Here is a 14,257-nt window from a genome sequence, read left to right on the forward strand (position 1 = left end):
ATTTTTATCTGGCAAAAACTGTTCAATTTAGTCTAGCAGTTACAACTGCTCAAGCGTTAACCAATATCATGATACCAAGTCCCGCCTGTTTTGGATTTTCATGCAGCCATTACTAAATATACAATATGAGTAAACGGAGTGAAAAAAGAAAGGAGCCGCCCATAAGCAGCTCCATTCACTATGTAATCTATCCTTTAGTTAAGATAAACAGGTGTTCTTTTTTTATTTCCTCTTACAGCAATATCTATTTTTCCTTGCAAAGACTAAAATAAGATGTACCCAGCGTTAATCTATATACAAAATTGTATGAAAAAGCTCTTTATTGGAGTCTAATAATCCTGCAATAATCTGATTATCTTCTGTAAGCGTGATATATCTGAAGTATTTATGCTGTTGAATGATTATATCGTTTTCCGATGTATTCTCCATTTTGGCAAAAACATCATTCTTGTACTCAAGTGAAAGAATTTGATCTAGTCCAATAGCTGGCTTACCAAGCCACTTGAAAAGAACTTCTGTAAGCGAATTTTGTTCAATAATTGATAGATCTTTCTTAAATGATAGTTTATCTACTGTTACTGTTTTCAACTTTATCACTCCTTAATAGTTATAAAGTTTATACTTTGTACTTCGTAACATCAACCGTATTAGATTAACAATCTATTTACAATTCAGTTACTTTAAACACTTTTTAAACAATGTTCCAAGCGGTCGATTCTTCTTCTCAAACTTGGCGAAATGGTGCCGCCCCATCGTCCAGCACCTGGAAATATGGATTATTAAACAGTTCTTGAACAATAACTATCAACTAAATTGAAGTAAACTAATTCATATTTGTACACTTCAAGTGAAAATTAACTCCCTAATTAATCTTCTCTTTCGGCAGAAAAAGAACTTGGCTATTTTAGCCAAGTTTTTGATGGTATTTATGATTATATAGTCTTTCTGCAAAAAAACTTACAGAAATGCCGATCAAAAACGGAACCACCGAACCCGTTGTTGTATAAAAGGCACCATCATCTATAAATTCATAATGATACATTAACAAAGGGATAGTAAACATATGACCAAGTAAGTAAAGAATTCCTGTAGTCAATACAAATGAACTAAAAGAAACTATAAATCTCGTTATTTTCATCTCTACACTTTCCTGACTGTTAAATGTTAATATTATAGATTAAGCGGTATTTTTCTGGAATAAATGAAGAGCAGGTTTTAATCTTTTTGTAAAACATGTAGTGATAATTGATATATTGTTACGTGTATAAATTATTTTAAACTTTTTCACCTTAGAAGCAAAAAAAAGACCTCTTTCAATTTTAGGGAATAGGTCGTTCCAACAAGGAAAACTGACCCTAGAGCAGTATAGCTATAAATTTACTCCTTTCATTGCAGCCTCAGGGTAACGCTCGCCTGCTGCTGCCCCTTGAGGTGCTGCTTCGTTGATACGATCAAGATCTTCTTGGGTTAATTTTACATCTAATGTCCCAATATTTTCTTCCAAGTATTTTCTTCTTTTTGTTCCAGGGATTGGCACGATATCGTCTCCTTGTGCCAACAGCCATGCTAAGGCCAGCTGCGGAGGCTTTCAGTGCTTTTCGTTTGCGATTTCGTTTATTTTATCCATTAATTCTATATTTCTGTGGAAATTTTCACCCTGGAATCTCGGTGAAAAGCGACGGTAGTCATCTTCTGCAAGATCCTCAAACTTCTGAATCTGTCCGGTTAAAAAACCTCTTCCAAGTGGGCTGTATGGCACAAAGCCAATCCCCAGTTCCCTGATTGTCGGCAACATTTCATCTTCTACATCCCGGCTCCAAAGCGAATATTCTGTTTGCAGAGCTGAAATCGGATGGCCAATGCGACTCTACTCCAGAATTTCTGCCGGATGGAAGAAACTTTAACCAAGAACGCTTGGTGTTTTATTGCCTTGTTACCTCTACTTATTCCACCCACATAGTGAAAAAGATGTTTCAGTAATTAATTCTTCTCCTTCAGATCAATAGAAATTAGATGTTTATCTTTGTCCTTTTCAGTGAAAAGGTTAAATATAACCTTACTAAAAAGGAGAGATTAAAAATGCCATTTGTACGTGAATACGACACAGTCGAGCAAGCTGTACATGCAGCTAACACTCTTCAAAGTAAAGGGATAAGGGAAGATGAAGTGTTTGTTTTAGCACATGATAACATTATTGCAGAACAAGTAGCTAAACACTCTGACGCAAAGAAAATTGGGATGAATGAAATGGGTGTCGCAACCGCCATTAAAAATGTATTTCAAAACAAGAGCGACAAATTACGTTCTAAAATGGAGGAAATTGGTTTAACATCGGCGGAAGCAGGCACATATGAAAAGCGACTTGATGACGGTAAAATTTTATTAATTACTAAATATGAAAGTTACAGAGATTATTTAATGTAATGTATTTATCCATTTCTCAGGAAAGCGCAAACGATTTAAATTGGAGGAAAAAGAAATAAGCAGGTCGAGTTTTGAGGCTGAAGTACTAAGGGTGCGGTGATGAAGCAATTATGCTAAAGTGTTGAAGAAAAAAAATATAATTCCTCTAATCTCAAGAGGCTGTCCGAAAAGTAGGTTTTTCAGCAAAAATGTTAAAAAAGCAAAACCCAAGAATGCTGTTATATCAACATTCTTAGGTTTTTAATTTGGGAGAATTCTATCCTATAAAGGACTTCTGGACAGCCCCAATTTTCTTTTATTAATGGAATTTATAGATGTTAAGTTAGTTCTCTAAGCTCTTCTTCTTTTTTGCTTGTTCGGCTAAATATTTAGCATAATGAATGGTATTCTTGGCAACGTCTAGCTCACAATTAAAAATTATCGGCGGACCTGGTCTCCAATTCACTTCGATTAACCACAATTTCTGATCTTTATCAATTCCCACATCGATACCTAATTCGTCAAAGTTGACATCATCATATAATGTATCAAAGTGAGTGGAGAAACTGATTGCGAAGGCTGCAAGAGTTCTCTTCATATCATACCAGAAATCTCCAAACTCCCCCTTTAAAAAAACATCCGGAAAGCATGTATAGCCGCCGCTGCTCATATTTGATGTTAGCAGCCCAAATGCTCCTACTCGCGGATAGAGGGCTGTAATTACCCATTTCCCTTCTCCATTTTTTTGGACATGAAGCCTGATATCATAAACCTGACCCGATTTCATTTTGAACGTAAAATAAGGCTGCACCAGGTATTCTTGTTTTTTGATTTTTCTAGAAACTAAATCCATAAATTCTTCTTTTTCAAGAGTTACTGCTTTTCCTTTTTCTTTCACCCGATAACGTCTGTAACTTTCTTTTTCGACAAACAGTATTCCGCTTCCCTGATGACCTGATACAGGTTTCAAGATGAAGTTTGAATAGTGCTTTTCAATTACGCTCAATTTGGCTGCATTTGTAAGTTCAAAAGTAGGAATTAAGAAGTCTTTAAATTCAGATCCTTCATTAATTCTTTTATATACACTTAATTTATTGCCAACAGAGTGGCTTGTAAAAGGAATCTTTTCATACAGGTAATTTGAAATTTCCTCTGCTTTTTCACTTGCAGGGTAACTTGCATTGTATATAACATCAGGAAAAGGAAAGGTTCTATTAACCCATTGGCCATTTTCATAAACCTTTCCATTTATCATCTCGTCCACTATATTAACCATTCCTGGTGTAAAGTAAAACAAGATTACACCTTCTGCTTTAGCAACAACGGAATACGCATACGCCCTTCTCACCTTACTTGGGTCTGCTCTTCGGTGAAGCATACCAATTAATGTCATAAGGAATCGCTCACCTCACTGAAATTATTTCTCTCCAAAACCATATTCAATTCAGGCTTTTCCATATTCCCAATTTAACAAGGTATAATCACATTTTCACAATGAAGTTAGTATCCTATGGTAAGTCCAATTAATAAGACAAATTGCCGTGGGTGGGAAGTCATGAAAACAATCGTTTTTATAAGTACAAATAAGTCAGGTTCAAGCAGAGAAGCGATTAAAGCTGCTCAACGTTTAGGTTATTTCACGGTGCTGTTTACAGACAACAATAGATTTATAGAGCAGCGGCTGGAATTCCCAGATATCAATCAAATGATTTACTGCTCATTGTCTGATTACAATAAAATGAAGGAAAATATTCGTAAATTACAAAAACAGGGATTAAAGATAGAAGCTGTAATGAGCTTTATAGATCCATATGTCAACGTAGCAGTGTCTTTAACTGAATTATGTGCTGAAAGTGTTGTATCGTCTAAAGTGATTCTTGATATGGAGGATAAGGTTCTGACACGCAACATTCTTAAGGACCTGCCGGTTTCTCCTTACTTCGCAATCTATAAGTCAGGCCAAAATCTGCAAACTTTTATCGGGAGACAAAAGAACCATTTACCGCTAATCGTAAAGTCTCCGATTTCTGCTGGATCAAAGGATGTAATTTTGGCCAAAACTGAAACGGAGTTAATGCAAGCTATAACGAAACTTAGGAAAAAGGCTGCAACAATTTTAGTAGAGCAGTACCTCACAGGACCTCAATATTTAATTGAAACGGTTGTTTATCAGGGTAAAGTTCATATTATTGCTGTAATTGAGCAGGAAATCACCTACGATAAGCGTTTTATCGTTACCGGTTACAGCCTTGCAGCAGATATTGAACAATCATTTTATGATAATATTCTAACAGCCGTAACAGCCATAATAGATAGTTTTGGAGTGATGAATGGAGCGTGCCATCTGGAAATGAGGCTTGTAGAGGATGAATGGAAACTGATTGAAATCAACCCAAGAATCTCAGGGGGGGCCATGAATCGAATTATTGAAGAAGGATATGGAATAAACTTAGTTGAACAGACTATAAAATTATTGTTGGGGGATTCACCTGATCTTACTCCCAAACATATAAAGTATGTTTATGTTCAATACATTACAGTAAATCAAAAGGGACAAGTGAATAAAATAACCGGAAAAGAGCGCGCTTCTGAGCATCAAGGAGTTAAAGAGGTTTATATTAAAGCTCGGAAAGGAAAATATGTAAGACCGCCTTTATCTATGGGTGACCGTTACGGATATGTTTTAGCCGTTTCGGATGTAAAGGAAGACGCCAAAAAAATCGCACAGGAAGCAGCAAACGAAATTACATTTGACATTGAACAGCCTGTTAGCAGAATTCATTATAAAAGACCCTTTTAAAATAGCTCCCTTCTGATTTATATCGGAATTCAACCATAATGAATCAGCGTGAAAAACAACATAAGACGCTGATTCCTCATGGCTTGAATAGCAAATGCATTCATTAATTAAATTAGTGATAATTCACTATTTTACATAACAAAACCGCCGGAATAGTTGAGACTAAAATCCAATTCTATATTCCCGACGGTGATAGTCTCTTTACCTAAGAATTGCACTTTTGTGCCTAGATTCGAGTCAGAAAATCTAAATTCGCTTTCGTAAAAGGATTTTGGGCCTCGGAAAGTGTTTTCTGCAGTAATATTTCTCATCTCAATGCTAAGGAATGAGTACACTTATTTAACAAACACTAAATTTTCTTTATATTAGCACACAGCTTATTTACAACCCTTTCCTGACCCGGTTCCTGCCAGCTTGTTTCGCCTTGTATAGACCTTGATCTGCTTTATCTATCAAGTCTTCAACCGATATAATATTACATTGTTTAGTGGTTGCATAACCAATGGAAACAGTAACCTGCAAGTCTACAGCCTCGCTGATTCTAAATGTACTATTTTCTACTGTTTTACGTAGTAGTTCTGCAGCTTCCTTGCTGGATTGACAATCGTAATCAGGCATAATAATGCTGAACTCCTCACCACCATTACGGGAAACAACATCAACCGGCCCGCAGCATTGTAAGAGAATTTGAGCAATTTTATGGATGACCACATTTCCAGCCGGATGTCCGTAAGTATCATTAATTTGTTTAAAATGGTCAATGTCTATAAGCAGCAAGGATAATTCACTATTTTGTTTTTTAGTTGTTGAAAAAAGGCTATTTATCTTTTCATCAAAGGAACGAACATTATTTAAACCTGTAAGATAGTCCTTTTCAGAAGCTGTTTTTACCTTATCGAAGTGCTCATCGGTACGATAAAGGTAAGATTTAAAAATATAAACTGCCAGAGAAGCATAAGCAATAGCTAGACCATACTGCACGAAAATAATCATTCTTGTTTCAAAATCTTTTACAACCAAGCGAAACGTAGAACCGAGAATAACCATAAAGGATACTGGCATAAAGGTCCACTTTTTCCTGGAACTAATTTTTAAATTACAAATGAAAGAAAACACTATGGCTGATAAGCTAAGAACATATATGTTATTAAGGGATGAAAACGAGATTGGGTACAACAACAATCTTGAGATAATAATGATGGCTGCAGCGGTTACAGCGGATACCCAGCCGCCAACATATGCTGCCACCATCATTGGAATGCTTCTAAGGTCGATAAGAAGGCCATCGTTTAGCTGAATCCCAAAGTGCATTAAAACCACACCAAATAGTCCATGCAAGACGCCTCCCTGGATTGGTCTTTGAATAGAGTTTTTCGAGGGACCCTTTTCACTAAGGAAGTAGTGATGAATCAGGAAAACACCTGTAAATAGTATACAAAAATTAATAAAAAAATCTTCAAAAATCAACATTTATAGGATTTTCACCCTTTCAGAGTGTTTAAGGTTTTATCTCATGTTTTGTTTGAAGTCTAACCCTGTATATACAAACAGAAAAAAAGAAAAAAGTCCAATGAGCTTCACACCATAATTTCTAATTTTCGGCTTTATTTTGTAGCCATTCAGCTGCTGTTTTCATTGATTCAGACAAATTTATATATTCTGCCCAAAATAAATCCATTCTTAATCCTCCCTTACGCTTAGGGAGAATTATGGTTATGAATATTTTCCATATCTTTTCTCAAAAAAGGATTAGGTACATATTACTACTCAATCGCAAAGTCGTATTATTCCCCGTATTACAAACGTCAAAATGGCTAAATAAAAAGATTTCGGAAAAATGGAGAGGTCCATCACGCAGTTGCATTGATTTTTTATGGAATCAAAAGAATCTTTTTACGAACTTAATTCATGTATTACGGAGTTACCTATCATCGCAAAAACGAATAGGGAAACCCTTAATAAAGGTTTCCCAATCTTTAATTTAACGGACAGCATTCTAATTTTCCAGCCTATCCAAGTTTATCCATCACTCTTGGTTTCCAGAATATCACCTGGCAGAAAATCCTAAACCTTGCAAATAGCCCAAAGTTTAAAATCTTATAGCTTATGCTTTTCCATTTTAAATAGAAAGGTTAGCCAGTGTCCAATGGAAGAGAGACTGATTTCCCCCTCAAAAATTTTCCCGTGCAAGCCGAAATTAATTCCATCATGTCAAATCTTTGTTATGATTAATGTATTCGATCCTATAAAAGTCAAAATATAACTGATGGTCACAGACAAAGCAACGTTAAGAAAAATGAGTGTACTTAAAATAAATGAAGTACGCATTTATCTAGGGATTACATTTGGGAGGGCTCATTTATGTATAACATTCAAAGTACGAAGGATACTTGGAATGCAGATCTATATGATATGAAACATTCATTTGTTTCGAAGTACGGAGACAGTCTGGTTGAATTATTAGCTCCCACACAGGGTGAGAAGATACTTGACCTTGGTTGTGGGACAGGAGATTTGGCAAAGAAGTTATTTGATTATAAAGTGGATGTTATAGGTGTCGATAAATCTAATAATATGGTTTTGCAAGCAAAGATTAAGTACCCAAATATTGAGTTTATGGTTCAAGATGCTACAAATTTGGCGTATACTAACGATTTTGATGCAGTATTCTCTAATGCCACCTTACATTGGGTAAAAAAGCCAGAAAAAGCACTAAATTGCATTTATAAAAGCTTAAAACATGGTGGAAGGTTCATTGCAGAATTTGGCGGTAAAGGAAATGTTCAAATAATAACTGATGAAATGATTAATCAAATTAATGAATCCGGATATGAATTTACACTCGAACAATTCCCTTGGTATTATCCTAGTATTGGAGAATATGCTTTGTTGATGGAGGAAGCCGGATTTCGGGTCACATTTGCCCAACATTATGATAGACCCACCCCATTAGACGGTGATAGTGGATTAAGAAATTGGATTAAGATGTTCGGCAGTGATTTTTTTGCAGGAATTGATCAAAATATAACAGAATACATAATAACAAAAGTTGAGAATAATTTAAAAGAAATTTTATACAAAGAAGGTACCTGGATAGCTGATTACAAAAGAATACGTGTGGCCGGTCTAAAAGAATAAAATGAGGGATCAAAAGTCCCTTCCTTTAATTATTGATTATAGGCTCGCCTCTTAAATAGAATCATCCAATCACTGCACTTCGTTCCAATTTTTACACTAAAAAGCTTTTGGAGTTTTCAACTGTTAACTCAACAGGAAAAACCGGCTAAAATGGCAGCCGGTATTAAGGTAAAGAATCTTTTGTTAAACTATTCATTTAAGAATTTCGATTTCCAGCTACCCTTTGACACCAAATTCACGTAATGCTTGCTGAACAGTTCCAAATATTTGTATTAATGATAAATCCATTCCAAGCTGAATGACACTTTGAGCAACCTCTGGTCTTACTCCGCTAACAATAGAGCGAACACCAAGTAACCCAAGCACGGCACTCGTCTGAAATAGACAGTCGATTACCGTTTCATCAAGTGTATTTATACCTGAAAAATCACTAATTAAAGTGTGGACATTCTGTTCCTGTACTTTTACAGGCACATGCTCCAAGATATATTTCGCCCTATCATCATCGATAGAACCCACCAAGGGCATCACAGCGACTCCTTCTAATATAGGCAGAACAGGAGCTACAAGTGCATTCCTTTCTTTTGCCACTTTTTCGAGTGTTCTCTCTGTTTCTTTACGCTGTGTTATATCTCTGAAAACAGATTGAATCGCAGTTCTGCCTTTATAAATAACAGGAGTACAGATTGTTTCTACTTCAACAAGGGTACCATCAAACCGCTTTAATTGTTTTTCGATAATTTCAGACGGTTTATTTTCTTCAAGGACAGAGTTTGCGTCCCTTATTATAAACTCTTTATACTCCTCAGGTATTATCTCGAATACTGATGTACCTATAACTTCCTCACTAGAAGCAGCTCGTAAAAGTTTTACTCCTGAGGGGTTTAGGTACATGAATTTTCCATCTTGTTGAATAATAATTGCATCTGCGGACGATTCAACGATTTGACGATACATTTCTTCATCCATTTTCATGGAAATCACACACCCCTGACATAAGCTAAGTTTTTTATCCTTTCATACTACCATTAAATCTCCTCTAATTCTTGCATAATGAACCTGCCCTTATTTAAATTAAGAAGTAATCCGTTTATTGTCTGTTATTTCTTTAACTTTTGAGCCTACTTGTTAAAGAACTCTATCAAACATTTTTTACACAATCAAAAAAAGCCAACAGCAGAAACTGTTGACTCCACAACTATCTATATGAAGATTCGTATCCCTTACTACATCTGTCTCGCAATATCAGTTAGTTTATCAGTAGATGCAGCCATTGTGCTGTCACCATCTGTAATTTCTTCGATTACAGTGGAAAAACACTGCAGCTCATCTTCAATTTGAATGTTACTTTAAGTGTTTGAATTTGTTCATTGACTTCATTCATACGGATCTTAATTGCTTTCATTGCTTCCAACTGATTATTCAAATTCTCGGATATTCCATCTTCTAATTGTTTTTTTGATCAATCTAAAAGAAAGATCTTCTCTTGGCAATTCCGTCAATATCACATACTAATCAAGAACCTGAATTCATTTCCCATGCAAGTGTCAAAAACAAAATATTACAAAATTTTAAATATTCCTAAAAAACTTGTTGAATAATATAAAATACTTATATATATTGGAATTTAATAGTATATAAGAACTATTCTATCTTTTTCAGCTAGGGGGAATCATTATTAAGTCTTTACAGTGGAAAATACTTGTCCCTTTTGTCTCGATCCTCTTATTCTCCATCATTGCTTGCTCATTAGTGTCATACTTCATGTTAAACAAGTCATCTGCCCATACAAACCATTTATTAGAAGATCAATTAAGAAAACAGGAAGAAATGGTTGAGAAAGTAACTAATAATAAGGTTGCTGATACAGAAAAAGCTGCGGTCCTTTTAGCTAAACAATTAGCTCTATTGCCTGGTGTCAAAGAAGGGATTAAAAAAAATGACCCACAATTAGTTCACAATACCATGAAAGAGTCAGCAGATTATGCAAAAAATAATGCTAACATAGACTTAATCTGGGTTACAAGATTGGAAGACCGTACTTCAGATGGAAGAACACCAATCCTTGCTTGTCCTACAATACCTGAATATGATGGTTATGATCAGCTTAATTATCCATCAACAAATCAAGCGTTAAATAATGCAGAAATTGTTTCTTCTTGGGAAGTGAATGAGGAAGACGGCAAACTTCAAATTACAGCACCGGTAATGGATAATGGGAAAGTGATTGGTGCCGTTGTTGTTGGTCAGCAAACCTATCAGCCTTTTGTAAAACAAATAGCTGATTCATCCAATACAGGAAGCACTCTATTCCTAACTGTTGACCAAAAAGATTTCTATTTGATGACAGATTCAAAGACAGATGAAATTGGAAATGTTTTCTTTGAATTCTCGCGTGAAAGTCAAAAGGAAAAAGCCAAAAACATATCATCCTTAGCGAAAGAAAACCCTGTCTTTGAACCTCTATACGTTTTATTGCAAATGGTGCTAACCGATAAAAAAACAGTTTCAGCTATTGAGAATCTTGAAGGCAAACCATATGCAATACAACTAAAACCGCTGTTGAATAATAAGGGTGAAATTGCAGGCGTATTACTTAACCGGTTCCCAGGCTTTATGGATACAAAAAAAGAATTAGCCAGCGAAATTTCTTTTTTAAATATACTATTTTATAGTGTTTCTGCAGTGATTATTCTGGCAGCAGTAATGATAAGCATTTTTATTGCTAAGAAAATCACTAGGCCAGTGCAGCAGTTAAGTTACACAGTCAACGAAATTACCAAAGGGAATTTACAGGTTGCAGAACTTTCTGTTAACTCCAATGATGAAGTTGGCCAGCTTACGAATAACGTTAATGAAATGATAGATAAGCTCCGTACCATAATTACTAGCATTTCCTCTAATGCTGTTCAAGTCGCTGCTTCGGCGGAAGAATTAAATTCAAGCGCTGAGGAATCAACGAAAGCCACAGAAACCGTTTCAGCTGCTATTCAAGAAATTTCAAGTGGTGCTGAACATACAACAGTTGCTCTTGAACGTAATTCTGATTCTTTGCAGGAAGTACTCCAAGGCGTATTACGCATTGCTGACAGTTCAACAAATGTTTCAAGACTATCGAGGAATAGCAGCACAGAAGCAGAAGAAGGAAGTAAATTCGTACAGGATAACTTACAGCAAATGACATTTATTCATGAGTCTGTAAGGAAATCGAATGAAGTAATTGGCCAGCTGTCCATTCGTTCCCAGGAAATTGGCAACATTCTTAATGTCATTAGTACCATTGCAGACCAAACAAATCTATTAGCACTAAATGCAGCTATTGAGGCAGCCAGAGCAGGTGAACACGGCAAGGGATTTGCAGTTGTAGCCGATGAGGTTCGGAAACTAGCAGAGCAGTCCCAATCATCTACAAAATCCATCGCTCAACTTATTGAAACAATCCAAAAAGATACAGAAGAATCAGTCAAACTCATGGGTGAAGTCATGGAAAACGCGGAAAAAGGGGTTCAAATTTCCTCTGAGACTGCCTCAAAATTCAATTTAATTCTAGACAGTTCCAGAAATATCACTCCACAAATAGAAGAAATTACAGCCACTGTCCAGCAGATATCTGCAAGTGTAGAAGAAATCGCTGAATCGGCAAAACATCTTACTAAACTTGCCATGGATAACGCTTCAGGTTCTGAGCAAGTTGCAGCAGCAACAGAACAGCAGCTAGCGTCTATGGAGGAGATCAATTCTTCCTCAATCGCACTCGCTTCAATGGCAGAAGACTTACAGCAACTTGTAAAACAGTTCAAGATATAAATGCATGCAAGCGGACCTCTTTATAAGTCCCCTTCTGCATTTCGCACCACCTCGACTTCTATCAACAATGGCCAATACTTGACCTATTAATTTTTTAAGCAGATATAAATATTTGGTTTCATTTATGTAAACACGGGGTAAATGGAGACTGTAGCGATACATAACAGAATTTACTGTGAGCCAAAATGTCCAGTGTATTTCTATAGGAAACACTGAAAAAATCTATTGGGAAACAGTAATTTCATGTATTGCCTACACTGTGGGGAAAGATTGATTTCCCGGTGAGACGGAGGAAAACTTCGTCCCATCGAATATTTAGCGGTTTCTGCTAAGTATAGGCAGAGTAGACTGCTAAATAGAGCAGATCTTGCTCCATATTCCCTTAAATGGGGGGAGAGGAAAGCCTATACCAAGACGGTACAGGCTTTTTTCCTATTGTATCCATGCCTAAAATTTCGATACCACAATTCTAAAATTTGTCCAAAGGTTTTTAATGAATTAAAGTGTTAATATTGTTGGGTTAAACATTTAGTTGGGCCCCATATAAAACATAAAAGCTGGTTAGATAATTTGCTAACCAGCTTTTTTGTCTGTAATTTACGCTTATCAGAAGAGTAACGATGTTAACTCAGGCTTCATAGCAAGAATGCTGCACTGCTTTCCTGGACGTTTTTCCTCTAAGCGAGCGACTTGAAGTATATTCCAACCGCAAATAATGACAGGATAATAACTACGACGTAAATTAAAGATAAGTTAGTTATATTTCTTTTTGTAGATTTACTATAATCACTATCGCCTTTCCCTGCTACTAACAGTGTTAAAACAACTGCTGTTAACATGATAATGATTACTAAAATTAACGCAAACTTCATGTTACACCCCTCATTATAAGTTGTAGTTTAATATAGTAAGCAAAACGTAATTTTGATAGATTGGCAAGTACTTTAGTAATTTAATTAAGTTAACCAATTTCGCATTGACCAATGTCCCTCTATGAAGTTTGATTTCTGTTTACTTTCTCTCTCCCCCTCAAGATTTTTAGCTGGAAATTTCTATTTTTATATAATAATTCGACAATATAAGATATTTCCCTCTTTAAATAATAGCTACCTTGCGAAAACTTTTGCAAGGTTTTTTTCTTTCGTGTTATCTTACGAAACGGGCAATTCGGCTGCTTTGCGCATATACAGGAGGAAGACGATGCTCCAGCGATGAAGAAATGATTCTTGCGGTTTTGAAAGGGAATTATCCTCTTACATCGGGGACCGCTATGCTTTAATCCAACTACCTGTGCCAAAAGCCTTCATATATCACATGGACGCGAATGGAAGGCGGTATTTAATCAGTTAATCGCTGCACAGCAATATATACGCTTCACTGACGGCTAACCTACAAAGATACGTCATAGGCAAATTCATTTTTGGGAGACTTCCAAAGCGCGAACGTAAAACAGCACACGGAGTTTACCCGCAAAATGCTTTTGTCCCAAAGGCTAAAGGGGATCTCTTATGCCCTTATTTACTTTATCATAAAGGAGGCACCCTACATGATACACATCCTTTATTTCAAACGGAAAAATTTCACCTATACTCTTCCCGCTGAAGTTGCCACTTCATTTTTTTCTCGGGTTCGGGGGCTGATGGGAACGAAACCCGGCACGGTTCCAGGCATGCTCCTCGTTCCGTGCAATGCGGTTCACATGTTTCATATGTACTACCCTCTTGCCATCTCCTATCTTTTAAAGGATGGAACGGTCTTTCATCAGGAGGTGCTTCATCCGTGGCAAATCGGAAACACCTATAAAGAGGCCTATGCTGTTCTGGAGATCCCGCTTGATCTGCCATCTCCGGAGATTGGGGATGTTCTCTTGTATTGGTAATGCGAACAGAACAGAACTGATTCTCTAATTTGACTATAAAAGACATGTATACCTTGTTTCTTCTTCTCCTAACTCACTAAGAAAGAAAATCAACAATAGCGCAAAAAGAACCCATATATTAGTACTTTATGCAGGAGTGAGGTTCAACTAAACCAACCTTTTATTTACACTGTATTTGACTTTGCAGCTTACAAACTTGGAGGGCTAAACATTACTAAAATATGTAACTT

At 36.2% G+C, this 14,257-nt stretch carries 11 protein-coding genes and 1 pseudogene; 5 read left to right on the forward strand and 7 right to left on the reverse strand.

Going from position 1 to position 14,257, the window contains the following annotated elements; genetic code table 11:
- Positions 1 to 285: 285 nt before the first annotated feature.
- Together D0469_RS20330 and D0469_RS20340 are read right to left on the reverse strand one after the other, a co-directional pair.
- On the reverse strand, positions 286 to 588 hold the full coding sequence (locus tag D0469_RS20330; RefSeq protein ID WP_117328544.1) for a hypothetical protein: 303 nt from the start codon (positions 586 to 588) through the stop codon (positions 286 to 288).
- Between the two features lie 781 nt (positions 589 to 1,369).
- A pseudogene (locus D0469_RS20340) lies at positions 1,370 to 1,855 on the reverse strand (aldo/keto reductase); the annotation flags it as partial.
- A gap of 224 nt (positions 1,856 to 2,079) precedes the next feature.
- Between D0469_RS20340 and D0469_RS20345 the strand changes: the two are divergent.
- Positions 2,080 to 2,424, forward strand: coding sequence for a general stress protein (locus tag D0469_RS20345; protein WP_117328546.1), 345 nt, complete (start codon positions 2,080 to 2,082; stop codon positions 2,422 to 2,424).
- 322 nt (positions 2,425 to 2,746) lie between these two features.
- Here the strand turns inward: D0469_RS20345 and D0469_RS20350 are convergent, their stop codons facing one another.
- Complete coding sequence (locus D0469_RS20350) at positions 2,747 to 3,796, reverse strand: YheC/YheD family endospore coat-associated protein (RefSeq protein ID WP_117328547.1); 1,050 nt, start codon at positions 3,794 to 3,796, stop codon at positions 2,747 to 2,749.
- A 162-nt stretch (positions 3,797 to 3,958) separates the two neighbouring features.
- On the opposite strand from D0469_RS20350, the gene D0469_RS20355 reads away from it, so the two are divergent.
- Positions 3,959 to 5,203: an ATP-grasp domain-containing protein gene (locus D0469_RS20355; RefSeq protein ID WP_117328548.1), complete on the forward strand. Its 1,245-nt coding sequence runs from the start codon at positions 3,959 to 3,961 to the stop codon at positions 5,201 to 5,203.
- A gap of 131 nt (positions 5,204 to 5,334) precedes the next feature.
- Here D0469_RS20355 and D0469_RS22205 read toward each other — a convergent pair whose 3' ends face one another.
- A complete protein-coding gene (locus tag D0469_RS22205) occupies positions 5,335 to 5,538 on the reverse strand; it encodes a DUF5680 domain-containing protein (protein WP_407675761.1) in 204 nt (67 codons plus the stop codon).
- A gap of 46 nt (positions 5,539 to 5,584) precedes the next feature.
- Entirely contained in the window at positions 5,585 to 6,673 is a 1,089-nt protein-coding gene (locus D0469_RS20360; RefSeq protein WP_117328549.1) for a GGDEF domain-containing protein, read from the reverse strand.
- A gap of 891 nt (positions 6,674 to 7,564) precedes the next feature.
- Here D0469_RS20360 and D0469_RS20365 point away from each other — a divergent pair.
- Positions 7,565 to 8,341, forward strand: coding sequence for a class I SAM-dependent methyltransferase (locus tag D0469_RS20365; protein WP_117328550.1), 777 nt, complete (start codon positions 7,565 to 7,567; stop codon positions 8,339 to 8,341).
- Between the two features lie 216 nt (positions 8,342 to 8,557).
- Here D0469_RS20365 and D0469_RS20370 read toward each other — a convergent pair whose 3' ends face one another.
- Positions 8,558 to 9,316, reverse strand: coding sequence for a PAS domain S-box protein (locus tag D0469_RS20370; RefSeq protein WP_117328551.1), 759 nt, complete (start codon positions 9,314 to 9,316; stop codon positions 8,558 to 8,560).
- A gap of 789 nt (positions 9,317 to 10,105) precedes the next feature.
- On the opposite strand from D0469_RS20370, the gene D0469_RS20375 reads away from it, so the two are divergent.
- Complete coding sequence (locus D0469_RS20375) at positions 10,106 to 12,148, forward strand: methyl-accepting chemotaxis protein (protein ID WP_233523130.1); 2,043 nt, start codon at positions 10,106 to 10,108, stop codon at positions 12,146 to 12,148.
- A 677-nt stretch (positions 12,149 to 12,825) separates the two neighbouring features.
- Here D0469_RS20375 and D0469_RS20380 read toward each other — a convergent pair.
- Positions 12,826 to 13,020, reverse strand: coding sequence for a hypothetical protein (locus tag D0469_RS20380; RefSeq protein WP_117328552.1), 195 nt, complete (start codon positions 13,018 to 13,020; stop codon positions 12,826 to 12,828).
- Between the two features lie 674 nt (positions 13,021 to 13,694).
- Between D0469_RS20380 and D0469_RS20385 the strand changes: the two genes are divergently transcribed.
- Positions 13,695 to 14,027, forward strand: coding sequence for a DUF192 domain-containing protein (locus D0469_RS20385; RefSeq protein WP_158553607.1), 333 nt, complete (start codon positions 13,695 to 13,697; stop codon positions 14,025 to 14,027).
- Positions 14,028 to 14,257 lie beyond the last annotated feature (230 nt).

It is taken from the genome of Peribacillus saganii, from assembly GCF_003429095.1.
Lineage (GTDB): Bacteria > Bacillota > Bacilli > Bacillales > DSM-1321 > Peribacillus > Peribacillus saganii.